This window comes from Bacillus sp. TCT6 (assembly GCF_056033845.1).
Genome location: NZ_JBVYHX010000001.1, coordinates 2,913,202 through 2,939,732, shown reverse-complemented (window position 1 = coordinate 2,939,732; position 26,531 = coordinate 2,913,202). Strand labels below are relative to the sequence as shown.

Annotated in this window: 28 protein-coding genes, 2 pseudogenes and 1 riboswitch; of the genes and pseudogenes, 25 read left to right on the top strand and 5 right to left on the bottom strand. The window is 35.2% G+C overall.

Annotation, left to right across the window (positions count from 1 at the left end; genetic code table 11):
- Positions 1–267 precede the first annotated feature (267 nt).
- From AC0ONG_RS14975 to AC0ONG_RS14950, 6 genes are all read left to right on the top strand, one after another.
- Complete coding sequence (locus tag AC0ONG_RS14975) at positions 268–2,130, top strand: DUF4430 domain-containing protein (protein ID WP_153599067.1); 1,863 nt, start codon at positions 268–270, stop codon at positions 2,128–2,130.
- A 57-nt stretch (positions 2,131–2,187) separates the two neighbouring features.
- On the top strand, positions 2,188–3,036 hold the full coding sequence (locus AC0ONG_RS14970; protein WP_127725885.1) for a DUF4430 domain-containing protein: 849 nt from the start codon (positions 2,188–2,190) through the stop codon (positions 3,034–3,036).
- A gap of 22 nt (positions 3,037–3,058) precedes the next feature.
- Complete coding sequence (locus AC0ONG_RS14965; RefSeq protein ID WP_474203613.1) at positions 3,059–3,937, top strand: energy-coupling factor transporter transmembrane component T; 879 nt, start codon at positions 3,059–3,061, stop codon at positions 3,935–3,937.
- Positions 3,910–5,571, top strand: coding sequence for an ABC transporter ATP-binding protein (locus AC0ONG_RS14960; RefSeq protein WP_127725883.1), 1,662 nt, complete (start codon positions 3,910–3,912; stop codon positions 5,569–5,571). The genes AC0ONG_RS14965 and AC0ONG_RS14960 overlap by 28 nt, the downstream gene beginning before the upstream one ends.
- Positions 5,544–6,245, top strand: coding sequence for an ECF transporter S component (locus AC0ONG_RS14955; protein ID WP_127725882.1), 702 nt, complete (start codon positions 5,544–5,546; stop codon positions 6,243–6,245). The genes AC0ONG_RS14960 and AC0ONG_RS14955 overlap by 28 nt, the downstream gene beginning before the upstream one ends.
- A gap of 182 nt (positions 6,246–6,427) precedes the next feature.
- Positions 6,428–7,150: a YwiC-like family protein gene (locus AC0ONG_RS14950; RefSeq protein ID WP_000779977.1), complete on the top strand. Its 723-nt coding sequence runs from the start codon at positions 6,428–6,430 to the stop codon at positions 7,148–7,150.
- A gap of 30 nt (positions 7,151–7,180) precedes the next feature.
- Here AC0ONG_RS14950 and AC0ONG_RS14945 read toward each other — a convergent pair whose 3' ends face one another.
- A complete protein-coding gene (locus tag AC0ONG_RS14945; RefSeq protein ID WP_000554032.1) occupies positions 7,181–7,372 on the bottom strand; it encodes a hypothetical protein in 192 nt (63 codons plus the stop codon).
- A gap of 131 nt (positions 7,373–7,503) precedes the next feature.
- Positions 7,504–7,602, top strand: a riboswitch (SAM riboswitch).
- Between the two features lie 100 nt (positions 7,603–7,702).
- On the opposite strand from AC0ONG_RS14945, the gene AC0ONG_RS14940 reads away from it, so the two are divergent.
- From AC0ONG_RS14940 to AC0ONG_RS14925, 4 genes are all read left to right on the top strand, one after another.
- Complete coding sequence (locus tag AC0ONG_RS14940) at positions 7,703–7,960, top strand: hypothetical protein (protein WP_000171476.1); 258 nt, start codon at positions 7,703–7,705, stop codon at positions 7,958–7,960.
- A 263-nt stretch (positions 7,961–8,223) separates the two neighbouring features.
- Positions 8,224–8,613, top strand: coding sequence for an SWIM zinc finger family protein (locus AC0ONG_RS14935; RefSeq protein ID WP_000271477.1), 390 nt, complete (start codon positions 8,224–8,226; stop codon positions 8,611–8,613).
- Between the two features lie 23 nt (positions 8,614–8,636).
- A complete protein-coding gene (locus AC0ONG_RS14930; protein WP_001101654.1) occupies positions 8,637–9,212 on the top strand; it encodes an NAD(P)H-dependent oxidoreductase in 576 nt (191 codons plus the stop codon).
- Positions 9,209–9,562: a hypothetical protein gene (locus AC0ONG_RS14925; protein WP_001006485.1), complete on the top strand. Its 354-nt coding sequence runs from the start codon at positions 9,209–9,211 to the stop codon at positions 9,560–9,562. The genes AC0ONG_RS14930 and AC0ONG_RS14925 overlap by 4 nt, the downstream gene beginning before the upstream one ends.
- 40 nt (positions 9,563–9,602) lie before the next feature.
- Here AC0ONG_RS14925 and AC0ONG_RS14920 read toward each other — a convergent pair.
- Positions 9,603–9,728: pseudogene (locus AC0ONG_RS14920) on the bottom strand (TIGR00366 family protein); the annotation flags it as partial.
- Between the two features lie 123 nt (positions 9,729–9,851).
- Between AC0ONG_RS14920 and AC0ONG_RS14915 the strand changes: the two are divergent.
- Entirely contained in the window at positions 9,852–11,219 is a 1,368-nt protein-coding gene (locus AC0ONG_RS14915; protein ID WP_000682890.1) for a short-chain fatty acid transporter, read from the top strand.
- 147 nt (positions 11,220–11,366) lie between these two features.
- Positions 11,367–11,515: pseudogene (locus tag AC0ONG_RS14910) on the top strand (IS4 family transposase); the annotation flags it as partial.
- Positions 11,516–11,957: 442 nt separating this feature from the next.
- On the opposite strand, the gene AC0ONG_RS14905 reads toward AC0ONG_RS14910, so the two are convergent.
- From AC0ONG_RS14905 to AC0ONG_RS14895, 3 genes are all read right to left on the bottom strand, one after another.
- Positions 11,958–13,217, bottom strand: coding sequence for a serine hydrolase domain-containing protein (locus AC0ONG_RS14905; RefSeq protein WP_000769542.1), 1,260 nt, complete (start codon positions 13,215–13,217; stop codon positions 11,958–11,960).
- A 100-nt stretch (positions 13,218–13,317) separates the two neighbouring features.
- The gene (locus tag AC0ONG_RS14900; RefSeq protein WP_074789763.1) at positions 13,318–14,517 is read right to left on the bottom strand and encodes an MFS transporter; all 1,200 of its coding nucleotides are present in this window, start codon (positions 14,515–14,517) and stop codon (positions 13,318–13,320) included.
- A 15-nt stretch (positions 14,518–14,532) separates the two neighbouring features.
- Positions 14,533–14,949, bottom strand: coding sequence for a MarR family winged helix-turn-helix transcriptional regulator (locus tag AC0ONG_RS14895; RefSeq protein ID WP_000343680.1), 417 nt, complete (start codon positions 14,947–14,949; stop codon positions 14,533–14,535).
- 189 nt (positions 14,950–15,138) lie between these two features.
- Here AC0ONG_RS14895 and phaZ point away from each other — a divergent pair, with 189 nt between their 5' ends.
- From phaZ to AC0ONG_RS14830, 13 genes are all read left to right on the top strand, one after another.
- The gene (gene phaZ, locus AC0ONG_RS14890; protein ID WP_074789761.1) at positions 15,139–16,041 is read left to right on the top strand and encodes an intracellular short-chain-length polyhydroxyalkanoate depolymerase; all 903 of its coding nucleotides are present in this window, start codon (positions 15,139–15,141) and stop codon (positions 16,039–16,041) included.
- A gap of 61 nt (positions 16,042–16,102) precedes the next feature.
- Entirely contained in the window at positions 16,103–16,330 is a 228-nt protein-coding gene (locus AC0ONG_RS14885) for a hypothetical protein (protein ID WP_000549500.1), read from the top strand.
- Between the two features lie 118 nt (positions 16,331–16,448).
- Positions 16,449–17,645 carry an MFS transporter gene (locus AC0ONG_RS14880; RefSeq protein WP_000062796.1) on the top strand — a complete coding sequence of 399 codons (1,197 nt, stop codon included), beginning with the start codon at positions 16,449–16,451 and terminating at the stop codon, positions 17,643–17,645.
- Positions 17,629–17,829 (top strand): NETI motif-containing protein, encoded by a 201-nt coding sequence (locus AC0ONG_RS14875; RefSeq protein ID WP_000166303.1) that lies wholly within the window; start codon positions 17,629–17,631, stop codon positions 17,827–17,829. Before AC0ONG_RS14880 ends, AC0ONG_RS14875 begins: the two co-directional genes overlap by 17 nt.
- Before the next feature lie 598 nt (positions 17,830–18,427).
- Positions 18,428–19,663: a CapA family protein gene (locus tag AC0ONG_RS14870; protein ID WP_000887606.1), complete on the top strand. Its 1,236-nt coding sequence runs from the start codon at positions 18,428–18,430 to the stop codon at positions 19,661–19,663.
- Positions 19,664–19,711: 48 nt separating this feature from the next.
- Entirely contained in the window at positions 19,712–20,443 is a 732-nt protein-coding gene (locus AC0ONG_RS14865; protein ID WP_000241986.1) for a M15 family metallopeptidase, read from the top strand.
- 600 nt (positions 20,444–21,043) lie between these two features.
- Positions 21,044–21,466 carry a hypothetical protein gene (locus AC0ONG_RS14860; RefSeq protein WP_127725881.1) on the top strand — a complete coding sequence of 141 codons (423 nt, stop codon included), beginning with the start codon at positions 21,044–21,046 and terminating at the stop codon, positions 21,464–21,466.
- 26 nt (positions 21,467–21,492) lie between these two features.
- Complete coding sequence (locus AC0ONG_RS14855; protein WP_000014535.1) at positions 21,493–21,798, top strand: WXG100 family type VII secretion target; 306 nt, start codon at positions 21,493–21,495, stop codon at positions 21,796–21,798.
- A 22-nt stretch (positions 21,799–21,820) separates the two neighbouring features.
- A complete protein-coding gene (locus AC0ONG_RS14850) occupies positions 21,821–22,540 on the top strand; it encodes a DUF5081 family protein (protein WP_074789758.1) in 720 nt (239 codons plus the stop codon).
- Positions 22,540–22,863 carry an MFS transporter gene (locus AC0ONG_RS14845; RefSeq protein WP_074789756.1) on the top strand — a complete coding sequence of 108 codons (324 nt, stop codon included), beginning with the start codon at positions 22,540–22,542 and terminating at the stop codon, positions 22,861–22,863. Before AC0ONG_RS14850 ends, AC0ONG_RS14845 begins: the two co-directional genes overlap by 1 nt.
- A 33-nt stretch (positions 22,864–22,896) precedes the next feature.
- Positions 22,897–24,624 (top strand): AHH domain-containing protein, encoded by a 1,728-nt coding sequence (locus tag AC0ONG_RS14840; protein ID WP_127725880.1) that lies wholly within the window; start codon positions 22,897–22,899, stop codon positions 24,622–24,624.
- Positions 24,621–25,115, top strand: a complete 495-nt coding sequence (locus AC0ONG_RS14835; RefSeq protein WP_000873545.1) for a hypothetical protein — start codon at positions 24,621–24,623, stop codon at positions 25,113–25,115. Before AC0ONG_RS14840 ends, AC0ONG_RS14835 begins: the two co-directional genes overlap by 4 nt.
- Positions 25,116–25,701: 586 nt before the next feature.
- Entirely contained in the window at positions 25,702–26,487 is a 786-nt protein-coding gene (locus AC0ONG_RS14830) for a recombinase family protein (protein ID WP_000516939.1), read from the top strand.
- The last annotated feature ends 44 nt before the right edge of the window (positions 26,488–26,531 follow it).

Here is a 26,531-nt window from a genome sequence, read left to right as displayed (position 1 = left end):
TAATACAGAAATTTAAAGTTTACAGAATGTATAGGTTTATCGTTTTACGATAACTTAAATGGAAGTAAGTTGTGCCAAGAAAAGTGAATGTTATCACAATGATACGTTCATAAACAAAATTATTTTTCCTATACAAATATAGCCGCGAATAATGCGGGTAGGAGGTGTTGTACATTTTTGTTCGACACTTACAAAAAGAGAGTGTCAATCGCACGCCCTTGAAGGGCCTTTTTTTGTGTAAATGGTAGTAAGGGAGGAAATTTTGGGATGGCAATGTTGAAAAAGTGGCTGCTTACGTCGTTAATGGCAGTGACACTTGTATTTGTTTCTTTTGCGAATACAGTACATATTACGTTTGCTGAAGGAAATACAGCAAAACTTGCAATTATTGGGGAATCACAAAAAGGCATTATGTTATGTCCGAAAGAAGAGCAAATTAAAGATGGGGAAACAGCTTTAAGTTTGCTGCAAAAGGTCATGGGGGACAAAGTAGAATCTGAAACGATGTCGTTTGGAACATATGTAAAAGGAATCGATGGTTTAATGGCTGGGGCTACAAGTGCTTGGCTGTATGATGTAAATGATAAGTCTGCAGAAGTCGGAGCAGATAGTTATAAATTAAAATCTGGAGATGTTGTTGTCTTTCGCTTTGTTTCAGACTGGAGCAATATGAGCCAGGAAACATTGAAAGAAACGTTAGATAAGTTCGGGACTTGTAAAACAGAAGAACCAAAACCAGAAGGCGAAAATGGTAAACCGACAGTCGAGCCAAAACCAGAAGGTGAAAGTGGTAAACCGACAGTCGAGCCAAAACCGGAAGATGAAAATGGTAAGCCGACAGTCGAGCCAAAACCGGAAGGTGAAAATGGTAAACCGACAGTCGAGCCAAAACCGGAAGATGAAAATGGTAAACCGACAGTCGAGCCAAAACCAGAAGGTCAAGATGATAAAAAAACAGAACAACCAAAGCAAGAGAACATTCAAGATCCAAGTGCACAATTAAACGAAGCCATTTCTAAAACATCAGATAAGATGTTACAAGATGGAATTGAAAGTGACTGGGTAGCTGTAGCGCTTTCTCGTTCTGGAAAGAATGTGCCAATTGAGGCAAAATTAAATTATGTTAAGTCAGTAACTGAAAAAGTAGAAAAGCGCATTAATCGTTTTTCAGCGACAGATTTAGCTAGAACAATTATTATGATGAATGCAATGAGTGCAGACCCTAAAAATGTAGGTGGACATAATTTAGTTCAAAAATTGTATGAGTCAGATAAAGTGAATTCTGTAACAGGTTATGCATTTGCTTTACTTGCATTTGATACGAAGAAGTATGAGATTCCAGTTGAATCAAAATGGAACAGAGTTGCTCTAGTGGAAGCACTGTTAAATAATCAGCATACAGACGGTGGATGGACTTATAATAGTTCAGGTAGTAAAGATAGTGCTAGTAGCGTTGATGTAACAGGTATGGTTTTATCAGCATTAGCTCCTTATCAAGAGCGATCAGATGTGAAACCAGCTATACAAAAAGCTGTTGCGTATTTATATAACGAACAGCTGCAAAATGGCGGTTTTTCAGCTGATGGACAAGAAAATTCAAATAGTACTGCGCAAGCAATTATTGGATTATCACTTGTTAAAGATGTAGATCAAAATCGTCTTCATAAGGCAATGCAAAACCTATTATCATATCAACTTTCAAATGGTGAATTTAAATGGTTACCAAGTGATCAAAATGGTAACGGAATGGCTACAGAACAGGCTCTTTTAGCATTACTTCAATTTAAGGAAATGGGAAAATCTATTTATGATTGGTCTAATGTAGACGCTGGTGATGTAATTAAGCCAAAACCGGTTGAAGAGCCAGAAAAGGTCGTTGAACCAGAAAATAATGTAGTAGAAAAAGAAGTTATTGAAGAACCGAAAGAACAAAAACAAGTACAACAAGAAACAAAAGCTGAAAATCTAAAAGTAGTTGTAGATAACGAACCGGTTAAGGATAAAAAAATCGGAAACGGTAACAGTCTACCAAAAACAGGAGCATCTTCTCATAGTGCAGCAACAGAAGTAGGTATGGGTGTATTATGTATTGCTTCTGCATATGTATTATGGAGACGTAAAGCAGCTTAACAAAAAATTAGGAGCAATTATTTGCTCCTAATTTTCGTATGAAAGGTGAGAGATATGATGAGTAAGGTGAAATGGTTCATTTCTTTACTGCTTTCGCTCGGGCTACTTGCCGGATGTGAAGAGGCAGCTGTAAAGCCTGAGAAGAAGGTAGAACCGAAGCAAGAAGAGGTAGCGAAACAAGAAGAACAAAAAGATGAAGCGGAGCCGGAAGAAAAAACAGAAGAAAAGCAAGCTGAATCAGAGCAAAAGCAGCAAGAAGAGCAGAAAGAGCAGAAAGAGAAACAAGAACAAAAAGTAGAAGAGAAGCCGAAAGAGGAAAAGCCGCAGGCACAACCAGAGGTAAAGAAAGAAGAGAAACAACAGGAACAACCGAAAGAACAGCCGGCTGTAAATAAGCAACCAGAGCAGCAACCAGCACAAGAAGAGAAACAACAACCGAAAGCACCAGAAGTAAAAGAAGAAGCAAAGGTTGTGAATCAGCCGAAAGAAACACCGAAGCAGGAGCAAAAAGTTGATCCGAATAAAGATGAGAAAACGATACCGACTCCGACCGTTCCAAATTCTGAACAACGAAAATCAGATCCGGTTCCACCGCCTAAACCGCAAGCAAAACAAGTAACAATCTCGGTAAAAGGAAATAACGGATATATAATGGGTGCGAAAAAGATGGATGTACAAGATGGCGATACTGTGTATAAAGTATTACAACGTACAGGATTAGATGTTGATGCAAGCGGATCTAGAGATAGTATTTATGTAAAAGGTATTAATGATTTATATGAAAAAGATATTGCGGATACTAGTGGATGGAAATATCGTGTGAACGGTGCTTTTCCAAACCATAGTGCTGGTGTAGCTACGGTAAAACCAGGAGATACAATTGAGTGGGTATACGTATTACAATAAGAAAGGCATTCGGTAAAGGGCTATGAAAATAAGTTTTTCTTCTTTACATCCTTTTGTGAATTTTTTCTATTATATCGGGGTGATGATACTATGTACGATGTGTCTTCATCCTCTTTTTTTAATTGGAGCAATACTATTAATTATTATGTTAAATGTGATGCAAGGAAATAGCGAAAAGATAAGAAAGATGCTACCGAGCACAATTGTTTTCTTCTTTATGGTAATTTTATTTAATTCGTTATTAACGCATAGAGGTCGAACTACGTTATTTTGGTTAGGTGATAGCCGTATTAAGCTTGAGGCGATTATGTTTGGAATAGTAATGGGGTTATTACTAGTTGCAGTTATGTTTACCTTTGCGTCATACAATGATATTATTTCCAGTCATAAATTTTTATATTTGTTTTCAAGAATTTCACCGAAAGTTGCATTGTTAACGATGACTACAGTGAGATTTGTTCCTTTGTTTATAAGGCGATTAAAGAAAATCACACTCGTTCAAAAGACGAAAGGTGTGCAGGTAGATTCAGGTTCGATAATTGAACGCGTCAAAAATGGTATGCAATTGCTGCAAGTATTATTAATTTGTTCATTAGAAGATGCACTGCAAACGGCAGATTCTATGCAAGCTCGTGGATTTGGTGTAACGAAGCGTACGACGTATATTCGCTATAGAATGGAAAGGCGCGATTGGTATACGCTCAATTATTTAATCATTCTATTTATAGCTGCTATTGTATGTAGTAATTATAGCGGGGGGAAATTGATTATTTATCCGAAAGTTGAATCGATTCTATTTCAGCAATACGATGGGATGATGTTTGTCGTATTTACGATGTTTATTAGTTTACCAATCATAATGGAAGGGAGAGAATGGATATGGTGGCGCATGCAGAAATAAACAATTTATCATTTGTATATGCTGATGAAAATGAAAAAGCGTTACAGCATATTTCTCTTTCTGTTCAAAAAGGTGAGTTTATTGCACTTGCTGGAGGATCGGGATCTGGGAAGACGACGTTATTAAAACATTTTAAAAAGGAGTTACTTCCAATTGGTACGCGTTCTGGAGAGATATTTTATGAGGGTGTTTTAATAGAGGAAGTAGCTGATTTGTTATCTGCCCAAGAAATTGGGATGGTATTTCAAAACCCAGAAAACCAGATTGTTATGGATACAGTGATTCAAGAATTAGCATTTTCTTTAGAAAATATCGGATTACCATCACATATTATTCAAAAAAGAATAGCAGAGCTTATTAGCTTTTTAGGATTTCAAGATTTATTGCATCAATCTGTTCATACGTTATCTGGTGGGCAGAAGCAGCTTGTCAATTTAGCTGCGGTATTAGTTATGCAGCCGAAATTGCTATTATTAGATGAACCGACAGCGCAGTTAGATCCAATCGCTGCAAAAGAGTTTTTAGGATTATTAAAACGGATTAATGAAGAACTTGGAATTACGATTATTTTAAGTGAACATCGTTTAGATGAAGTTATCCCGCTTGCAACACGCGTTGTTTGTATGGATAATGGCCGTATTATGTATGATGGTAGTCCTAAAATTGTTATTACGGATATGTGGGGAGTAGAAACATTCCGTCCATTTATTCCGCAAATTCCAAGGCTATTTTTAGAGTGGAATGTGAGAGATATTCCGTTTACAGTGCGAGAGGCGCAAATGAAAATGAATGATTTTGCAGCGATATCATATGTAAATGAGCCAATAGCACAAAGTGAAAAGCAAGAGGTAATTTTAAGCGCAGAGCATATTTCGTTCCAATATGAAAAAAATAGTCCGCTTATTTTACGTGATTTATCAGTTTCGATTGAAAAAGGAAAATGGGTAGCACTCGTTGGGAAGAATGGTACAGGTAAGTCTACACTGTTAACGATTTTAGCAGGATTACAAAAAGCGAGAAGAGGGAAAGTAAAGTGGAACGGAAAAGTAATACATAAAATTGATTCGAAAGAACGATTTAAAAGTATTGGGTATGTATCGCAGCATCCGTATTACCATTTTACATTTGATACAGTATGGGACGAGGTTTATGAACGTGCGCGTGAATTATATGGAGAACAAGGAAAAGAAATAGCAGAAGATACGCTAAAACAGTTTTGGTTGTACTCGCTTAAAGAACGCCATCCGCATGATTGTAGCGGGGGAGAGCAACAATTACTTGCATTATGTACAACGTTATTATCAAAGCCAACGCTATTATTACTTGATGAACCGACAAAGGGGTTAGATCCATGGAAGAAAGAAAGAGTAGGAGAACTATTTAGGAAGCTGCAAAAAGAAGGTACAACAATTGTAATGGCAACGCATGATATTGAGTTTGCAGCGAAATACGTGGATCAATGTATGATGTTATTTGATGGAACAGTCATTATGAATGATGCACCGAAAGAATTTTTTAGCGGCAACTTCTTTTATACAACATCTATTAACCGATTCATTCGAAAAGAATTGCCATATGCATTAACGTGGGAGGATGTGTACGAAGCTTGTCCAAACGATATGTTGCATTCATAATATGTATCTTTGCAGTAATAATCGGCACATTACTTCTTACGACACTTGTCATGGACGGTTATTACATGTTAAGTAGTTTGTTTATATTAGCGGTTATTATGTTACCTTTCTATATCCGTTTTGAAAGAAAGGTGTTTGTTTCACGTGAAATTGTTCTCGTTGCTGTATTAGCAGCAATTGCAGCAGTAAGCCGGGTGCCATTTTCTATTTTACCAAGTGTACAACCAACTTCTTTTGTCATTATCGTTTCTGCAATTGTATTTGGAAGTGAAACTGGTTTTATGATTGGTGCTACAGCAGCAATCGTATCTAATATTTTTTTAGGACAAGGTCCATGGACACCGTGGCAAATGTTTTCGTGGGGTATGATTGGTTTTATAGCAGGTCTACTTCGTAATACATTTTTTATGAAAAAGCTATGGGGAAGACTTCTTTACGGAGTAATTGTTGGCTTTTTATTTGGCTGGATTATGAATTTCTGGGGCCTTCTCGGTTTTATACGAGAAGCAACGTGGGAAACTGTCATTTCGTATTATATCGCAAGTTTTTACTTTGATTTGAGCCATGCGATTTCGAATGTTATTTTCTTATTACTATTTAGTACTTCATGGATTACGATTCTTACAAGATTTAAAAAGAAATACGGTATATTAGATGAGCATAACGTGACATAGAAAAGCATACTCATATAAGGTAGGGTCGCGACTTACATATTCGTTTGCCTCTTTCATGCTTCTTACATATTGTAAGGAGCATTTTTTTGTCAAAAAATTGATTTAATATGCATCCGTTATTATATAAAATTATTTGTATAATGGTAGGTGAGAACTTTTTTCAAAAGTGAGGTGTATAGTTAATGAAGTTAGTTATTCCGAAGCAACATGGTGCATGGGCCATGCTTGTTATTCCTTTTTTATTAAGTGTCATACTTGGGAAACCTACTATTTATCATATTCCATTGTTTTTAGCGTGGTTTTTTATCTATTTAGCTACGTATCCATTTCTTACGTACATAAAGCAAAGACGAAAAAAAGAGTTTTTACAAGCTGCCATTGTTTATTTCAGCATTGCGTTCCTATTTGGGATGATTTCTTTATTATATGAGTGGCGAATTCTTTTATTCTTAATAGTAATGATTCCATTATTTATAGTGAATATGTATTACGCCCGTCAAAAAAATGAAAGAGCACTATTAAATGATATTTGTGCAATCATTGTGTTTTGTATCGGTGGGTTAATTAGTTATTACTTTTCAATGAAGCAAATCGATCATACAGCTTTATTCATTGCACTTATTTCATTTTTATACTTTTTAGGTAGTACGTTCTATGTGAAAACGATGATTCGTGAAAAAAATAACCCGAAGTATCGTCTTATATCTTGGGGATATCATATCTTATTAACGATAATTGTATTTGCGATTAATCCGTGGTGTTCTCTTATTTTTATACCAAGTGTCATTCGAGCAATTGTGTTGTATGGCAAAAAAATTTCTATTATAAAAGTAGGAATTTTAGAAATTGCTAATTCTGTATATTTTTTAATCATAACGGCAATAATTATGAAGTATGCCATTTGAAAAAACTTCCCATCAATAGATGGGAAGTTTTTAATCTTTTTCTAAAATGTGAACGGTGTACTCGCAACGTTGAATAGCTTGTTCAACAGCATAAAGTGATTGTTCAATACGAGCGCGATTAAAATCTTTTTCAACTGTTTCGAGCGCTTCTTCTAAACAATTTTTAGCTTCTTGTAATGATTGAAAAGAATCTTGTACATATCCGCGAGCATTTTGATGCATTTCATAATCCTCCTTGCATGTTCGTATATGGGTAGTATGAACAGTAAGGAAGAAAATATAATTTGTTATATTTATTATATTTGTTTGACAATTAAAGTGGAATTACGTATAGTAAGAATTAAGTGAATATTTTCTTATCCAGAGAGGTGGAGGGACTGGCCCGATGAAACCCAGCAACCGCGATGCAGGTGCTAATTCCAGCAGAACATATTTGTTCTGGGAGATAAGACGAAGATATATACGTAACTTCTTCTTATCGGAGAGGTTTTTTTATTGCAAAAAAACCGATTACGAAAATTTATATTAAGAAGAAAGGGGTTGCGCATTACTGTGACACTCGAAAAATACGTAAAACTGCGTAGTACAGTTTATGAATATATGATAGAGCAAGATAAGCCGATATCATTATTAGATATTCAAGAACATATCGTTTCGCATCATGAAGGAAAATTCACGAAAAAGATGTTGCATCAATTTTATTTATCAAGATTATTAGACGAACTAAAACTGGATGGGAAAATTACATTAGCTGATGAATATCTCTATGCTGAAAAAGGGGTATTGTATAAGGCGAGAAAAGGGAGCTAAGCTCTCTTTTTTTCTTAAAATAACGGAGTATGTAGAGTAAAAGACTGCTAAAGCAGCCTGATACAGGGAATGGTGTTGAGTGTGTAGTGTCAAAAATTGAATGTGCCTGAAAGAGGCAATTCATATCGGCTGCAAATGAAAAGAGACACCTTCGCCGAATAGGTGTCAGTCATTTTGTCATATAGACTTGCTATTTGACAGTTATTAGAATAACATGCAGGGGCTCTAGAAGTCAAAAGGGAATTAAAGGAAGAGGTGTTGTTATGTATGCTTATTTAATAAAAGAACTATATAGGCATATTCCGAAATATATTATTGATAGAGGATATGAATATTATGAAGATGGACATGTAGAAGATGTTGAAGTACATGATAATAAAGTATTTGCTTTTGTGAATGGTAATGCAGGAAATTATGAAGTCGTTATCGACCTCAAAGATTTTTCAGAAAGTAACTGTGAGTGTCCCTATGAAAATTATTGTAAACGTATGGCGGCAGTTGTTTATGATATTCAAGGCACTGGTGAGAGTGCAGTTAAAGAGAAACTGAAAGATTTAGAAAAGGAAGAGTTACTTACTGTATTAAACCGTTTATTACAAAGTTCGAAAAACGTGCAAATTGTAGAGAAGTTGTTAAAGAAGGGGAAACTTTAACTTATAGAGGGAGTTGTTATGTAGTGAATGTACTAATTGTATACGCTCATCCTAATCCTTCAAGTTTTAACGCGGCGATTTTAAATCATGTGCAAAAAGGACTACAGGAAACAAATCATTCAGTTACCGTACTTGATTTATACAAAGAACAATTTGATCCAGTCCTCGTATTTCATGAAGAGAAGAAAAGACGTGATTTAGTAAATGAAGAAGAAACAGCTCGGTACAGAACGTTAGTAGAAGAAGCAGATACACTTTTATTCATCTATCCAATATGGTGGTGGGGGATGCCAGCAATTTTAAAAGGATTTATCGATCGTATTTTCGTAGCTGGATTTGCTTATAAATATGAAGGGGTTCTGCCGAAAGGATTATTGCAAGGGAAAAAAGCGTGGGTTATTAATACGTTAGACTCGCCTCTATGGTACGTCGCATTGTTATATCGATCAGCAGATTGGATTATGATGAAGAGAGGTGTTTTACGTTTTTGTGGCATTCGCGATATAAAACGGTCAGTGTTTCAATCTGTGAAAACGAGTAAAGTATCAAAGCGTGAAAAATGGTTATTACAAATAGAAGAAAAGGCTCGTACATTATGAATGAAGTCGACCGTATTATAAACTGTGTTCAGTATGATGGCGAACTTTTTCGGAAGTATGTTACGCGTTTACTTCAATTGAAAAAATGCAGCGATACATTTCAACAAATTCAAATTGAGTTAAGAAATGACTACTTGATAAGAGGAATTTGTGAAAGAGAAGTTGATGAGGTAGTACGGGGAAGTAAAGAATATGAAATGCATTTTCTTCCTAAAGTATTACAGTGGAATTTTTTGAGGGAAAATCCATATCTAATTGAAAAAGTGTGTGAAGATTTTTTTGCGTTTGAGGCATTACATCTTAAGGACGTAGAGTGGAATACAGTTATAAATTGCATGGGAAATAAATGATTTATTATGTAAAAAAACTAGTATAAAACTAGCTTTTCGTTTAAATAAATAAGAAGTATAGACTAATGATAAAACCCGCATATAGTAAGTTCACAACACAAAATCCCATAATGTCACGAGCACCTAAACCAGCTATCGCTAATGCTGGTAATGCCCAGAAAGGTTGAAAGGAACGGTATTTGAATATTGATCTAGTTGATTAATATGCAGCAAGTGCAAAAGGATTTTATTTTCTTTTGTGGAATGTTATTTATATTTACCTTATTAAAATTTAGAAAGGAGAATATTTATGAAACATTCCTTAATGGAGACAAATTCAGAACCAGAAAAGAAAGAATCGTTGCTTACACGATGTGCAAATATATTTTCGAGATGGTCTCAGAAATATGTCCCGGATGCCTTTGTTATTGCAGTGCTGCTCACTTTATTTACTTTCATTATAGCTTTGTTGATGAATCCCTCAAATCCGTACAAAATCGTAAAATCTTGGGGGGATGGGTTTTGGACTTATTTAACGTTTACAATGCAAATGGTATTGCTAATGGTTACAGGGATGACGTTAGCTTCTGTCCCGTTTATTAATAGAGCCTTGCAGTCTGTTGCAAAGTTAGCCGATACACCTCAAAAGGCCTATACGATGACATTTTTGATCAGTGCAATTGCATACTATATCAATTGGGGTCTAGCCGTAGTTGTGGGAGCTATCATTGCAAAGGAAGTAGCAAAAAAGAATGCGAATGCACATTTTCCATTACTTGTAGCAGCTGCTTATGCTCCGACAGCCTTATATAGCGCAGGTCTCTCCAGTTCTATTGGCCTGACAATTGCCACAAAGGATCATTTTCTTGTAGATATGATTGGAATTATTCCTACCTCACAAACAATCTTTAGTTACTCTACTTTAATTATTTTTTTCACTCTATTCATCACGATGCCAATTATTATTGTACTTATGGCTCCTAAAAGTGGGATTATCAGCTATAAAGCAATCGAAACTGATACAAATTCTTTTGTAAAACCTCCTCAAAAAAGTTTAACTCCTGCGGAAAAACTGGAATGGACACCAGTTTTAGGAATAATATTAGGCGCAATCGGCACGTTGTATTGTGTTTATGAATTCATGAACGGTCATAGTTTAGATTTAAATATCATTAATTTGTTTTTCTTGTCACTTGGTTTGCTCCTACATGGTTCTCTTGGTAACTTTGCACAAGGATTCAAAGAATCTGCGCAATCCATTTCTCCAATTATCTTACAGTTTCCATTTTATGCAGGGATTATTGCTGTTTTAGGTAGTTCAGGTTTGGGAAGCTCAATCATTGAATGGATGGCATCCATTGCGTCAAAGGATACATTTGATATATTTACATATTGGTCAGCCGGGTTGGTAAACTTATTGGCGCCATCTGGCGGGGGGCAATGGGCTTTACAAGGACCACTGCAGGTCCCGGCAGGATTGAAGTTAGGTGTAGATCCGGCTACTATCGCTATGGCGGTAGGTTGGGGGGACGCATGGACAAATTTGATTCAGCCGTTCTGGGCATTACCTCTTTTAGGTGTGCTGGGATTGAAAATTAAAGACATTATGGGTTATTGTTTCATTCTTTGCATTTGGGTTGGCATAGTTACAAGTTTATTGATGTTATTTGTATATTAGCTTTAATAGGAATGCCAATACTATCAAGTAATACTATTAAAATGAAAAAACCTATTCTTTCTATAAATATATAGGAAAGGATAGCGTTTTTTTATGTCTATTCTTGTATCTGATGAATTACAATTATTTGCTTAAGAATTTTAAAGATTGTTATCTCCAAATATCTTACGAGAGATTACTAGGGATGTTGGTTTTGTGCAACAAACAGATAGGTACCAAGCAAGTATTTAGTTACTTTATATGCTTGGATGAGTCAAAATACCACTAAAACTTCTTTCACATGTATGGAATGTACGGTTTTTTTATCCACAAGCTGTTCTTTATCAAGCTCATCATGATGATCACCATTAACATTATGGTTGAAAGTATACAATATGGTATGGCAGAACCGAGAGTGTTGGAAGTACTACGAGAACTGTTGGACATTATTAATAAGCGACAATAAAAATTTTTTCCTGAACGCAAGAGGAGTTTTTTATTGGGAATAGTAAGGATGAGGGGAGGTGCATTACATATGGGAAAAGGTAGAAGTAATAATGCAGGTAAAAAGCAACCAAATTTCGATGATTCATCTAATTTCGCTAAACAAAGCCAACCGACAGAAAAGAAGAAGAAATAAAAAAAAGGATCTCTCTATATCAAGAGAGATCCTTTTTTACTATATTGACGTTTTAGCACAACAGATCGAGTGTTCAATTGAATAGTCATAACTGTGCAAGGTTTAAACTCCTGCTTCCACTACTGTGGAAGCTTTTCTAAATGATGTGCAATATCAATATACATATTTGAATAAACCGAATGTATTTCATTACTTGGCGTTGCGTTAGAAGAGAAATGAACGATTACCATATTGGCTTTCGGATCGATGTAAAGTGTTTGTCCGTAACTACCTAACACTTCGAAAGCACCTTGTTCATTGTGGGGAATCCACCATTGATTATGATAAGAAATAGAAGCGCCACTACTAATTTCAAGTTCACCTTCTTGTACATTTTTTACACTTTCTGTAATAGAAGAAGGGAGAATTTGTTTTCCGTTATATTCCCCGTTGTTTAATAGTAATTGCCCAAATCTCGCCATATCTCTAGCAGTTGCATTTAATCCAGCACTAGCTTGTTCTACTTTTGTTTCATCTGTAACGTAATACGCGTTTTCTTCCATACCAATTTGAGACCAAATTCGTTCACTTACATTTTCAGCTAGTGATTTACCAGTAATAGTTCTAATAATCCAAGCGAGCGTTTCTGTTGATCCGTTATTGTAAGAAAAGGAAGAACCAGGCGGTGCAGTTTCTTCGGCTTCCCGTAACATATCATAAATTTTCATCGGACCGTCGTAATTTTTGCCGCGGGGTAAAATATTGCTAGCTAAATATAATTGTGCATCTTGATTTTCTAGCCCAGGTTGCTCATATCCATGAGTAGGATATTCAGCTGAAACTTGCATGTCCATTAATTGCTGAAGTGTGGCATTACCGAACGGTGTGTTTTTTAATTCTTTTATGTAAGTGTCAGCTGTTTTTTCTAAGTCAATACGTTTTTCTTCAGCGAGAGATTGTATAATTGCCCCGGTAAAGACTTTTGCTAATGATGCCATACCATGAGGTTCATTCTGTTTATACCCATTGAAATATCGTTCGTAAACAAGTTGTCCATTATGTACAACGACAAAAGCATCTGTTTTGTTATCGTCTAAAAGTTTTTTTAGAGGAGTTGTATTTCCGAATCTACGCTCCACAGCAAAATCGTCTAAGTTTTGCAATGCGGAAGGGAAGTGAGCAATTTGGTCAGGATTGTTTTTTACGTTATTAACTAAAGTGAATTCTTTCATATGGGTATATGACCAACGTAAGTAAGGGTCATTTAACCAGTTTTCTTTTGTCACATTATGTTTTGATGGAGTCGTTTTATTTTGTTTGAAGTAAGTAAACCCAAGCCCTGTAATTACAAATATGAATGTTAGTATAAGTAAGAGTAGGGGAGATCTTTTTAGTTTCATATATGGCCCTCCTTTTTATTTCTACTATAAGTATACGCTCGTCTTGAAAGAAATACAAAATAAGGAAAGTAAACGGGGAAGTTTACTTTCCTTATTAACGTTAAGCGGAAATTTTTCCGTCTGTAGGTTGTTTCTTGAATTTTTGTTTTCGTCCGTGTAATCCATAATATAAAAGTAAAGTGAACGCAACGATAATAGCTGCGATAAAATACATATTATGATAACTGGATTTCGCTGCGACAATACCTAAAATGAAAGAACCAAAACCAATACCACTATCAAAGAATGAGAAATACGTAGCTGTCGCAGAACCACGTCTATGGTTTGGAGCGGCAGAAATCGCAATCGTTTGGAAACTCGGAATTAATGTCCCGTAACCTAAACCGATTAGCATACCTGCGCCAAGGAACCAAAATGAAGTTTGTGCTTGGCTTAATATGAACATTCCGATTGTGAAAATAATGATAGCAGGGTAAACGAGTACATTTTCACCGAAGCGATCAAAAATCTTTCCTGTAAATGGACGAGAAATGACAACAACAAGTGCGTATAAAATAAAGAAGTAACTTGCAATTTCACTTAAACCGAGTTCTTTCGCATAAATAGGAATAAAGGATAAAATACCACTATAAGAAAAGGCTAAAACAAATCCTGTAAGTGCAATCGGAATAGAAGATGGTTCGATTAAGTCTTTCCATTTCATTTTTTCACGTTTTTGTTTGCTAACAGGTGCTTCGTGTGGAATATCTACAAGTAGCCCTAATAAAAATGCAAGTAATGAAAATACGGAACAAACGATAAATAATATAGTAAACGAAAAATGAGAAATAATTGTTAAACCTAAAAAAGGACCAATTACCATCGGCAGACTCATAAATACGCCGAAATATGCAAGTGCTTCGCCTCGTCGATGAGCTGGCGCAACATCAGTTACAATCGTACCAGTAGCTGTCGTTGCCATCCCGAACCCAATACCGTGTAAGAAGCGAAGGGCAAGTAATAAGAATAAACTTTGCGCACCGAAATACATAACAGTAGCGGCTAAAAATAATGAAAGTGAAATAAATAATATTTTCTTTCTTCCTAAATCATCGAGCCATTTTCCTGTGAATGGTCTACATAAAACAGAAGAAATAAGAAACACAGTTGCAACTAAACCAATTTCCTCAGGTTTTCCTTTTAGGCCGTCTATTACATAGACAGGCAGAGTAGTCATAAGCATGTAAAATGTTAAGAAGAGAAATAGACTACTAAAACAAGTTCCGAGGAAATCCTTCGTCCAAAGTTTCTCACTTTGCATCGTCATCCCTCCAATTTAATCTAAATTTTTAATAATTTGTTGTAACACTTGAAATGCTTGATGTAAATCATCTTCGTTAATACCTTCTAGCGTTTTTTCTTCGAAAGTGTCAACTTCTTCTTGCCATACTGGAATCATCTTTATCGCTGTTTCGGATAAAGAAATAAGCTTTTCGCGGCGATCTTTACCTTCTGTACGAATAATCCATCCCATCGTTTCCATACGTGTTAACGTACGAGTCATCGTTGGTGATTCAACATTTAAATACTGGCATAATTCTGTTTGCGTACAAGAACCAGTTTGATTAATGCGGAAAATAACAGCCCATTGCGCACTAAATAACCCTGTTGGAGATACACGTTCATTAAATTTCTTCGTAAACTTCCGAGAAGTCTGGCTGACGATGTGAAAAAAATGTTGTTTTTCGTCCATGTATTTTGATCCTTTCAAATTAGTTACCTAGCTAACTATATACTTTTTTATAATAATTGTCTAGTAATGGACATGTTGATTTATGTAAAAAATTCTTATAGGTTTTATGTTGCGAACGTATATTCTGCGTGCTATTCTTTAATTAAGTAAAGAATTTTCTTTCTATTAAATAGAATGGGGGAACTTGTGATGATTAAGCCTGCAACAATGGAGTTTATTTCACTATCGAACGGAGAAACGATTGCATATCAGGAAGTTGGAAGGCGAAATACAGATATTCTTGTACTCATTCACGGGAACATGACATCGTCACAACATTGGGATTTAGTTATTGAAAAGTTGCAAGATCAATACCATATTTACGCTCTTGATTTAAGAGGGTTTGGACAATCAACGTATAATCAGTCCATAGATTCATTACAAGACTTTGCAGAAGATGTAAAATTATTTATCGACGAGTTAAAGCTAGAGAAATTCTCATTAATGGGCTGGTCAATGGGCGGTGGCGTTGCGATGCAATTTACAGCGAATCACCCAAATTTTGTAGAAAAGTTAATTTTAGTAGAATCAGTAGGAATGAAAGGATACCCAATCTTTAAAAAAGATACGAATGGGCAGCCGATTGTATCAAGTTTAGTAAAGACGAAAGAAGAAATTGCGCAAGATCCAGTACAAATCGCTCCAGTATTAGATGCGATAAAAAATATGAACAAACTATATTACCGTACAGTATGGAATCTATTAATATATACACATAATCAACCTGAACCGGACCGTTATGAAAAGTATTTAGATGATATGTTAACGCAACGTAATTTCGTAGATGTGAATTATGCGCTCATTACATTTAATATTTCAGATGAACATAACGGGGTTGTAGAGGGAAGTAAGCAAATTCATCGTATTAAAGCGCCAACACTCGTCATACAAGGTGATAGAGATTATGTCGTACCGCAAGTAGTCGGTGAGGAATTAGCGAAACATTTGCCAAATGCAGAGTTGAAGGTATTAGAAGATTGCGGACACTCACCGTTTATTGATTGTTTAGATGTATTTATAAAACATGTAGAGAATTGGTTAGAACAGAAATAATCCCCGAAATGAGAAGTGTTGCATATACTATAACATTTGTATGTATAAGGGGAGATTATCAATGCATAAACCATCCTTAATCGCTTATTCGCCATATAATCATCATATCTATACAAAAATAATGATAGATCCGATGTATATGCAAGTTTCACCAGCTGTAGTTCCTTTACAAATGCAGCAGCCACTAACAGCTCATATGCAACATTACTTATATGGACCTTCATTTTATGAAAATCCATATTTTAAACACTTTCATTACAATGTGAAAGCGCAAGTTTGGGAAGGATAAGATAACAAGCTAAAAGGTTCATTCTTTTAGCTTGTTTTTTATTGCGAATATTCGTACACGCATTTGCAGAAACAGTTTATAATGAAAAGTGGAAGCGTGAGAAGGAGAGGGACAGAGGATGTCAATGCGTTTTACTTTTTGGATTATGGTTGGGATTGTAGCAATCTCGGGTTTGTCACAAGGAATGCTCTTACCGGCCATTGCAATGATTTTTGAACAAGAAGGGGTTAGTTCAAGTATTAATGGTATTCATGCGACGGCATTGTACATTGGGATATTAGTTATTTCGCCGTTTCTTGAAAAACCGATGCAAAGGTTTGGAATGAAGCCGATTATTGTTATAGGTGGGTTTCTCGTTATTATTTCATTATTCTTTTTTACACAAACATTTTCATTTTGGGTATGGTTTATCCTTAGATTTCTAGTTGGAGTTGGAGATCATATGCTTCATGTCGGAACACAAACATGGATCACGACAACATCAGACCCAAGTAAAATAGGGAGACAAGTATCGATATACGGTGTATTCTTCGGAATTGGTTTTGCCGTTGGTCCGTATTTAGCAAGCACTGTGCAGTACGGTCTTGCAACACCATTTATTATATCTACTATACTTTGTCTAATAGGTTGGCTTTTACTACTTCCAACAAAAAATGCATTCCCAGCGCAAGATGAAAGAGAAGCGAAGAGTGAATCATCATTTTCTCGTTATAAACAAGTTGTTGGATTAGGATGGATTGCACTGCTGGGACCACTTGCATATGGCGTACTTGAAGCAATGCTAAACAGTAACTTACCAGTATACGCACTTCGTAAAGGGTGGTCTGTTTCAGATGTATCCTTCTTATTACCAGCATTTGCAGTTGGGGGTATTATTACACAAATTCCGCTCGGTATATTAAGTGATAAATACGGAAGGGACCGTATATTAACTTGGACGTTTAGCATAAGTACGGGCATTTTTCTACTTGCCGCCGTATTTGATCAATATTACTGGATCGTCTTTGCCTGCATGCTTTTAGCGGGTATGGTTATTGGATCGTGCTTCTCTTTAGGGCTTGGATTTATGACTGATTTATTACCGAGACATTTACTACCGGCAGGTAATATATTATCCGGAATCGCTTTTAGTTTAGGAAGTATTATGGGACCTGTATTAGGCGGCGTATTTATAGAAAAAATACAGTATACAAGCTTTTTTATTGCGGTTATGATTATAATGGGAATTCTCGCAATGTTATATATGGTCTACATGAAAAATCAATTTGCATCAAGAAAAATAGAAAGTAGGTTAGGTCATGACAAAACAACCTAATAAAAAGAAATTTGAAGTACTTGAAAATGAAACAATTACAGACTGCTTAGCACGTATGGAACAAGAAGGCTACGCTCCGTCTCGTCGTATGGAAGAGCCAATCTTTCATGAAGTAAAGAAAGACGGCAAAACAGTAGTTGAGCCGTGCGGTAGGAAGATTGTTTTTGAAGGGAAATTGAAGTAATCCAATAACAAATTCTCTTTATAGTATAGAGCCATCCAATAGTTGGATGGCTTGTTTTTTTATTAATCAATGAAGGAATTGAATAGAATGAATCTCTCGTTCATTTCTCCTAATGGGCTTCTTTATATGGGACAAAAGATTGCTACTTTTTTCGTATATTGGTAAAATAAGTTCTTGGGTCTTACTTATTGTTATCGGTATAATGTTTGTCGCTTGAATGAAAGAAATTAGTTGCAAAAATTTCGCACTATGTACAGGGGTACAGCAACGATCCCTTTTTTGGAGGCACTTTAAACATAAAGCGAGAGAAGAGGCTATATGAACGATTCTCCTATCTTGTTTAAATATTAAACGAGTTACTGCAATTGGAACAGGTATATCAAACTAGTCGATATCCTGATGTATCATCTTTTTCTAGTAATCTATCACTTCTGATCGAATCGATAGATTGCTAGAAAGCGGAAAACAATTATTAGTATATTCCGAAGCAGGGGTAACAGAGTGTCCTTCCATAATTAAGAGTAAAACCAAAATACGTTGTTGTAAAGAATGATTTGTTAGAACTGGTTATAAGGAATAAAACAGAAAAGAGGATCACATGTTAGATACTTTACAGAGAAGTAAAAAGTTTTTTTTAGTATGTCTTATTTTTTTAGTGCTTTTAACCGCTTGTGGTAATACTGATGTTAAGACATCTAAAGCTTCGTTACCACCGGCTGAATCCAATATAGATACATCATTAAAAGCACCAAATTGGGTAGAGAAAAGTCCTATCCAACAGTCTCCTAATTTTACGGAAGATAAAAAAGTACAATCGGTTGTGAATTTAATAGCTACGGGTGATAATTTATATCATGACGCAGTAATTAAAGATGGCAAACAAAAAGACGGTTCATATGATTATAATTATATTTATGAAAATATCAAAAAAGCTGTTAAATCAAGTGATCTTGCTATAGTGAACCAGGAGACTCCGATTGCCGGAAATAATTTAAAAGTACAGGGATATCCGACTTTCAATACACCTGAAGAAGTAGGCCAATCTTTAGTGGACACTGGATTCAATATAGTGACGCAAGCGACAAATCACGCTATGGATATGGGTATTAAAGGTGTTGCGAATACAAGAGAATACTGGAAGAAATATCCGGATGTTATCCCGGTAGGTATTAATGAGAGTAAAAACGAGCGTAATGAAATAAAAACGATTACAAAAAATGGTATTCGTTTTGCGTTACTAAATTATACATATGGTACGAATGGAATTAAAATTCCAGCTGATAAGTCTTGGGCTTTAAATTTAATTGATAAAAAAGCGATACAAAATGATGTGGAAAAGGCGAAGAGTAGCTCTGATATGGTGATTGTTATGGTGCATTGGGGAGTAGAATATACCTCAACACCTTCAAAGCAACAAAAAGAAGTTGCTCAATATTTAACAGATTTAGGTGTAGATGTAGTAATTGGAAATCATCCACATGTAATTCAACCAATTGAGTGGAAACAAAATAAAGATGGACATGAAACGCTAATCTATTATTCTCTTGGAAATCTTATTTCTGCGCAGGAAAAATTAGAAACATTAGTTGGAGGATTATCTTATGTACAATTTGTTAAGTATGAAGATAAAACTTTTGGTATACGACAAGCGGCAATCGTACCGACAGTAACCGACTATGCCGATGGTAAGAAACAATTTAAAATTCAATTTTTAAAAGATTATTCGGATGAAAATTCTAAAAAACATGGAATTAAAAAATTTGTCGGCCCCGTTTCTTTGAAGGATTTCAAGGAGATTCCTAGAGACGTGTTGGGGAATTGGTATAAAGACTAATAAACAAAAAGGGAATGAGATACAATTAAAAAATTTATAATTTTAGCATTGGTATTAGCAATGGGATGGAGTCTTGCTGCTTGTAGTGGAAAGCAAACATCTCAGGCAACTACTAATAATAACGATAAAAATAAAAATGAAATACATGCGAAGAAAAAAGATGTTTTACCTATCTCTGATGTTAATGATTGGAGAATTATCCTTGTAAATAGAGAGCATATGTTATCAAAGGAACTAGGAATTGAATTAACAAGTATCACCCAAAATGCGAAGCCAAATATGAAAATAGATAGTAGAATTGCAACTTCCTATCAGGATATGGTAGCAGCTGCAAAAAAAGAGGGAATCAATCTTTATTTAAGATCAGGTTATCGAGCTATAAAATTACAACAAACTTATTATGATGCTTCAGTTAAAAGCTATAAATCTCAAGGTTTGTCGGATAAAGAGGCTAGTGCTAAGGCATTGGAATATCTTCAGTATCCTGGTGCAAGTGAACATCATACTGGATTAGCGTTAGACATTATTTCAGTTGAATGGCAGAATACTGTAGAAGATTTAAATGCAAAATTTGAAACTACCGATGCATTCAAATGGTTAGATAAGAATGCTGCAGAGTATGGATTTACTCTCCGCTATCCAAAAGATAAAGAGAATATTACTGGCATTAAGTATGAGCCATGGCACTATCGTTATGTAGGAAAAGAAGTTGCTGTTTATCTAAAAGAAAAAGGGTTAACTTTAGAAGAATATAACGAAAAAATTAAGTCTGGTAAGTAAAATGTGCTTTAATTTCATTAAACATTATGCACTGCTACAAGAAAAGGTGAATCTGAGGATGTGTTAACATTCCACCTAGTATTGTAAAAACTGAGTATGATAATTTGAGCACGTACGAACCAGTTATCGTGTAAAAAGATGTATGTATTAAGAAATTAAAGTTAAGGATCTGATATTCATATCAGATCCTTTTTCTATCGTTCTTTTAAGAGCGACTGAGCCAAAATATTGGAATGAATATAGAAACAAAACAGCCCAAGGAATAGTAAAACGAGTCCGGGAGCCTACTCGTACGCTTCATTGGGATTATCCAGAAATAGTTGTTTATGAAATAAGAAAGAACTGGTCTTACTCTCAAGCAAGGATTTAATACGAATGAATTGGATAAAAGGTAGTAATAAATACATAGTCATATTGATTAAAGTTTCACTTTATTGAAGAAAAATGCGAAAGCCATTCATAAAATATGGAAATGTTAAAATCCCTTTGATAAAATAGCAATATGTAAAAATAATTATTTGTTAATTCTTAATGCAATGAATATTCATGTTTAAATATACGAATTTAACTACATAGTTATTGTGCTAAAGGGGGAGAAAGATGTTAGATGAATTGTACAATGCTTTTTTAAATGCGTCTGGTTTTACAGAAAGTGCGAGGAAACGAGATCGGTATGATGATTTACATGATTATTTAAAAGATAAAGAAAGAGAGTTAAAGCAATTCATTCAAGAGGCTGAATCAGCGAAGAGAGAGTATGAGAGTAAAAGTAATGGCTTAGAAGCTAATAAAATTCCGGCAGTTGAATTTGAACAAAAACGTCATGAAAAGGATGAAGAATTACATACATTAGTATCCTATTTTAAAAGTACATTAAGCGATGTTGGATCTGCAAAAAGTACAGCTTATGCAAAGTATTTGGAATATAAAGCGAAAGCAGAATCAGAGAAAGCGTCAGCATACGCTGCAGCGACCAAGGCTTTTGAAGAAAAGAAAAAGGAATTTGAAAAACTTATCCATTAAGCATACAAAGAATGGAGGGAACCAACATGAGTGGTAAAGAGGTTGAAATTATAGGAAGTAACACTGCAAGTGCCATTTCTTACGCACAAAACATTGAAAATGGTATGAAGGATTCTTTAAACCAAGCGAAAGACTTAAAAGCATATGTCACAGGTGCGAAATGGAATGGAAAAACGAGAGATGCATTTTTAAGTTATCTTGATTTGATCATTCAATATAATTCAGAAATGGTAGAGGCATTTGAAGGACATACGAAAGCTTTGAAAGAGTTAGATAAAAGCATTCAAACGTACGGAGATAAATCGGAAGTAAGGGCGATAAAACAACTGTGATGGAGAAGCGAGGGATAAAAGAATGGGGAAAGAAATGAGTTTTGCACCTGCTGAATTATATGTTCTCGCAGGTGCAGCTGGGGTTACCGATATATTTGGATTGCCAAACCGTGACGCAATTATTTTACTTGATGCAGAATGTGTCACGAAAGCAACTACGAGTTTAAAAGAAAAAGGCCTACTTACAAGTGAAAATGGAATTACCCCTGCAGCTTTTCAAATAATTGAACTATTAAAGGAATATGAAAATTGTCATGAATACACGAGAATGAATAATGTATTAATTGGCTTTTTAAAAGAGGATAAAGACCGAGTGGCTGTATTAACAGAAATAGAACCAAATAAAAAATACGAGATCCACTACATACCAAAGCCGGACGTATATTTTTCATTATTAACACGCATTCCTTTCTTATTGAGAGAACCGAGGGAAATAGAAGATACATTTTTCTCAAAGAGAATGACAGAGGCAGAACAAAAAACATTTGAAGAAAAAGATTTATCAAATAAAGACGTTATAGCGATAGAAACGTATACGAGGCCTCGAAGTAATAGAGGAGGAAAATGGGAATGTTTCTTATATTTTACTGAAGGAGAAGATTTCGTTCAAATCGATGTAGATCGTAATCGATATGACTGGGTGAGCCTCTATGCGATTAATAAGAAATTGTATGACGTGTTAAAAATGCCATATAAAAAGTTAATTGACCCGAGACAATTCTCGTTAGGAGGTATTCAATAATGCAAGTATCAATGGGAGATAGTGGTTCTGGTGGAGAAGAAGTATTAGTTAATTTTCAAGAACTACTTGATATAGTAATGAAGTTAGAAAATATATATAAAATCCATGTAGACGTCATTGGAACGAATATTGAGAGTTTATTAAGCTGTGATTTTTATCAAAAAGGTGAAGCGATGAGAGTAATTGAAAAATATCCTGATATATTACACAAAACACTAGAATTGGCTGAACACTATTCTAGGTCAGCGACAGTTGTAGGAAATGTATGTGTAGAAATGCTTGAAAAGGACGAACAATTACGTGAAATATTAAGTAAGTTGTAGAAATCACCATACGGCTGGGGGGATGAAAACGAGATGGATGTGAAATATAGACCTGAACCATGGCAAAACATGGGGGATGGTATGAATCGAATTACAAAAGATGCACTCATGAAATTACGGGAAGCAAATGAATTATTAAAAAGAATTGATGGAAGAATACGAGATTTAGACTCGGATGGTAGTATCCATTTTAATCCTAAAGATCAATCGCAAAAAATCGGGGAATTACTTGATAGTTATTCGACATTACAAAAATATTGCGGAGAAGCAGGGCGATTAGTCTCTGAACATATAGATAAACCTTTTTTAGTAGAAATGGATAAATTCGCTCAAAAAATGAGAGATACATCTATTCTCAGTTTTGAAACAAATAACCGAATTGGCTCTACAACAACGACAGTATTACCAGGTGCGCATGCAGGCTACGGAAGTGTACCACAAACAATACAGAAGAAGAAAGATAAAATAACAGTAGAAGATATTTTTAGAGATTCACCTGCATTTGATAACGTACTGAGAGGGGAATACAAAGAACTAAAAAAACAAAATCCGGATGCAAAATTAAATTATGAAGAATACAAGAAAGTAGTCCCATCCACACGAGGATTTGAATACAAATCGATAGAAGATGAACAGAAAAAACTAGAAATGGTGCGAGACATAGGAATAGGCGTAGGAATCATCATCACAACAATCCTTTGTCCACCACTCGGGGCCGCTGCCGCAGTAGTATACGGAGGTGTACAAATAAAAAGCGGTATCGACGGAGAAGACTGGGGAACACATAGGAAATTGAGCCAAGAAGAGCGGGTAGGAAACATCATTTTTGGCGGATTAGATGCAATCCCAGTTGTTGGAGCAGTAGGAAAAGGAGTAAAAGCATTCAAAGGGACGAGTGAATTAGCTGATTTAGCCAAATTATTAAAATTCAAAGAAGGAATGCCTGGTTTTAATCCAAATTTGGGTAAAAATGTGGTACAATCGCTTAAGGAAAATAAGACTTTAAAAAATGCACTAGATGCTATGAAAAATACTCCTATTCCAGTAGCAGTTAGGACGGTGGATACTGGAATAGGAATAAAGCTTCCTTATATAGAATCTTCAACTGTTGGAGAAGTAGCTGGAAAGTTTTCAAAGGCAAGTACGGCAGCTAAGGATGACGCTTATCAACTTGCTAAGGGTAGTGGTGGTTCAGGAGTTAGTAAGGAAGGTAGTGTGGCTAAGGGTACGGGTGAAGCTACTAGACTTATTCCAGGTACCCCTGGAAAGGTTACAGGAGGTAGTTCTACAAAATTAGGGCAAAATTTATTGGAATCCATGGGGCTTCCACGTTCTGCATCACGGAAAGGATATCAGGCGCAACATATAATACCTAAAAATTTAAGAAATCATCCGGTATTAAAGAAAATTGGAATGGATATGGATCATGCTGATAACGGGATATTTTTACCGATACCAGCAAAAGATCCAAGTGCTTTGTCTAGGCATAGAGGATTTCATAGTGTATATAATAATGTGGTTAAAGATCAGTTAGATAAATTAAATATCAATCAAAGTATTAAGGAGTTGGAACAACAAGTATTTGAATTGCAACAAAAATTAAAAAAAGGTACAGAAAGTGGCTTGCCATTATACAAATCAAAGGTATTAGAAATTGGTATTGAGAAGTTTTACAAAACAAAATTAAATGAAGAAATAAAGATTTGGCAAAGAGGTGGCGGTGCTACTGAAGAACTTTGGGAAAGGTGGATAAATAAATGAAGTACGGAAAAAACACTCAATTAGTCGAAGAGGTTATTAATTTTATTACAAATTTACAACTTTTTCATAATGAAAACCTTCTAAATCGTGATGTTGTTATGGTTAATGAGTATGAAAGAGCACAAGAATTGGCATGGTCTCAAGATTTGGATGAGGTTGAAAACGTTTGGGAAGATATTAAATCCTCAGAAGGTGGGGAAATAATAGGACAATTATATGAGCATGATTTAAACTCTATGGAGCGTCCTATAAGGGAGATTATTCAATCATCTGAGAACTATCCAGGTGATTTTGTATTACAATATATTGATATTTTTGAAGAAATAATTGGAGATTTACATATGTGTGCACTAAATCGTTTAGTAAATGGAAAAGTTGATAATTTTTATGAAAGAATCTTTGAGGTTTATAAGCTTGGGGGATGGCCTTGTGGATGGGAAGGTGAATATCCACAAGGGAGAATAATTGTATATTCACCAGATAAAAAATAAAGTATATTTGTAGTGGAAAGAAAAACAATAAGTGGTTTAAAAGTAGAGACCCATGATGGTTGTACCATCATGGAGTATTACGTACAATGATAGAACAGAAAACGAGGTGCGAGCTTAGGTGAGATGACATTTTACCGAAAGATGAATATAAACGCATGGAAGAGACATAAAATTAACGAACTCGTACAAGCTCGTTAGTTTTAAATTAATATTTGTCACGATATATATAAGGTGTCATACTATTATTATAAAACTTATAAATTAAAGCTACTTAAAAACAGATGAACTTAAAGCGCTTGATTGTCAATTATGGCAACAAGTGCTTTTTTGCATTTTAGAGTAGAAATAAGTTGGTAAACGTATAATTTTATAAATGTATTAAGTGTTAAATTTTATAAACTGTAGTGGCTTTGTACAGTGTACGACACTACTAGAGAAAAAACTATTGTAAAAATAAAGGGTTGTATTATGTTTTGAAGTCATCGTAAAGTACGTTTTAACGGATTTACGTTACGAACACGTTATCCGCAAAAAAACGGATAAACGTTACAGGGACTCAAATTACTGTAACGGGAGGGGATTTATGATGGGAAAGAAAGTAGTTGGTTACATACGAGTTTCAACGGAAGGACAAGTACGTGATGGGTATAGTTTAGCGTATCAAATAGAAGAGATTGAACGTTACTGTAACGAAAATAATTTAGAACTACTTCGTGTGTATGAAGATAGAGGATTAAGCGGAGCGACTGTTGATGAAGAGGGATTAACAGTTGAACGTGATGGACTACAAGAGCTATTGTCCGATATGGCGTATAAACAAGTAAGCTATGTTGTTGTGTTGAATACATCACGATTGTGGCGCTCTGATATGGCGAAAGTATTGATACAACGAGAACTAAAGAAACATGAAGTAGATGTGAAGGCAATTGAACAATCAAGCTATAGTATTTACACACATGATCCAAATGACTTTTTGGTGAATGGCATGTTAGAACTATTAGACCAATATCAAAGACTTGAAATTGCATTGAAGTTAAGTAGAGGTAGAAAGAAGAAGGCTGAACGAGGTGGATATGCAGGTGGTGGCGTACTTTTTGGCTACAAGGCCAAAAAAGGACAAAAGGTGTTAGAAGTAGATGCTGGGAAAGCAGTAGTTGTACGTAGACTATTTGAGTTAAGACACATTTTTAAACATTGGTCACTTACCCAATTGGCAGAACAATTGAATGTAGAAGGCTACTGCACAGCGAAAGGTAAACAATTTACGAAAGTACAAGTGAAACGCATGTTAGATAGAGAGAATTTTTATCGTGGCATGTATAAATACGGGAAAATACAAACAAAAGGACAACATGCAGCAATTATTTTATAAACTCACTTAAAAAATTAGCTCATTTTACTATACATACTACTAAA

What these genes read in the sequence shown, in the direction of transcription:
- AC0ONG_RS14935 (WP_000271477.1), top strand. Translation starts at nt 8,224, where the DNA reads ATGTATGCTTATTTAATAAAAGAACTATATAGGCATATTCCGAAATAT.
- AC0ONG_RS14875 (WP_000166303.1), top strand. Translation starts at nt 17,629, where the DNA reads ATGACAAAACAACCTAATAAAAAGAAATTTGAAGTACTTGAAAATGAA.
- AC0ONG_RS14965 (WP_474203613.1), top strand. Translation starts at nt 3,059, where the DNA reads ATGAAAATAAGTTTTTCTTCTTTACATCCTTTTGTGAATTTTTTCTAT.
- AC0ONG_RS14900 (WP_074789763.1), bottom strand. Translation starts at nt 14,517, where the DNA reads ATGCAAAGTGAGAAACTTTGGACGAAGGATTTCCTCGGAACTTGTTTT.
- AC0ONG_RS14905 (WP_000769542.1), bottom strand. Translation starts at nt 13,217, where the DNA reads ATGAAACTAAAAAGATCTCCCCTACTCTTACTTATACTAACATTCATA.
- AC0ONG_RS14950 (WP_000779977.1), top strand. Translation starts at nt 6,428, where the DNA reads ATGAAGTTAGTTATTCCGAAGCAACATGGTGCATGGGCCATGCTTGTT.
- phaZ (WP_074789761.1), top strand. Translation starts at nt 15,139, where the DNA reads ATGATTAAGCCTGCAACAATGGAGTTTATTTCACTATCGAACGGAGAA.
- AC0ONG_RS14850 (WP_074789758.1), top strand. Translation starts at nt 21,821, where the DNA reads ATGGGGAAAGAAATGAGTTTTGCACCTGCTGAATTATATGTTCTCGCA.
- AC0ONG_RS14835 (WP_000873545.1), top strand. Translation starts at nt 24,621, where the DNA reads ATGAAGTACGGAAAAAACACTCAATTAGTCGAAGAGGTTATTAATTTT.
- AC0ONG_RS14870 (WP_000887606.1), top strand. Translation starts at nt 18,428, where the DNA reads ATGTTAGATACTTTACAGAGAAGTAAAAAGTTTTTTTTAGTATGTCTT.
- AC0ONG_RS14880 (WP_000062796.1), top strand. Translation starts at nt 16,449, where the DNA reads ATGTCAATGCGTTTTACTTTTTGGATTATGGTTGGGATTGTAGCAATC.
- AC0ONG_RS14830 (WP_000516939.1), top strand. Translation starts at nt 25,702, where the DNA reads ATGGGAAAGAAAGTAGTTGGTTACATACGAGTTTCAACGGAAGGACAA.
- AC0ONG_RS14970 (WP_127725885.1), top strand. Translation starts at nt 2,188, where the DNA reads ATGAGTAAGGTGAAATGGTTCATTTCTTTACTGCTTTCGCTCGGGCTA.
- AC0ONG_RS14845 (WP_074789756.1), top strand. Translation starts at nt 22,540, where the DNA reads ATGCAAGTATCAATGGGAGATAGTGGTTCTGGTGGAGAAGAAGTATTA.
- AC0ONG_RS14960 (WP_127725883.1), top strand. Translation starts at nt 3,910, where the DNA reads ATGGATATGGTGGCGCATGCAGAAATAAACAATTTATCATTTGTATAT.
- AC0ONG_RS14945 (WP_000554032.1), bottom strand. Translation starts at nt 7,372, where the DNA reads ATGCATCAAAATGCTCGCGGATATGTACAAGATTCTTTTCAATCATTA.
- AC0ONG_RS14840 (WP_127725880.1), top strand. Translation starts at nt 22,897, where the DNA reads ATGGATGTGAAATATAGACCTGAACCATGGCAAAACATGGGGGATGGT.
- AC0ONG_RS14885 (WP_000549500.1), top strand. Translation starts at nt 16,103, where the DNA reads ATGCATAAACCATCCTTAATCGCTTATTCGCCATATAATCATCATATC.
- AC0ONG_RS14895 (WP_000343680.1), bottom strand. Translation starts at nt 14,949, where the DNA reads ATGGACGAAAAACAACATTTTTTTCACATCGTCAGCCAGACTTCTCGG.
- AC0ONG_RS14925 (WP_001006485.1), top strand. Translation starts at nt 9,209, where the DNA reads ATGAATGAAGTCGACCGTATTATAAACTGTGTTCAGTATGATGGCGAA.
- AC0ONG_RS14860 (WP_127725881.1), top strand. Translation starts at nt 21,044, where the DNA reads ATGTTAGATGAATTGTACAATGCTTTTTTAAATGCGTCTGGTTTTACA.
- AC0ONG_RS14975 (WP_153599067.1), top strand. Translation starts at nt 268, where the DNA reads ATGGCAATGTTGAAAAAGTGGCTGCTTACGTCGTTAATGGCAGTGACA.
- AC0ONG_RS14915 (WP_000682890.1), top strand. Translation starts at nt 9,852, where the DNA reads ATGAAACATTCCTTAATGGAGACAAATTCAGAACCAGAAAAGAAAGAA.
- AC0ONG_RS14855 (WP_000014535.1), top strand. Translation starts at nt 21,493, where the DNA reads ATGAGTGGTAAAGAGGTTGAAATTATAGGAAGTAACACTGCAAGTGCC.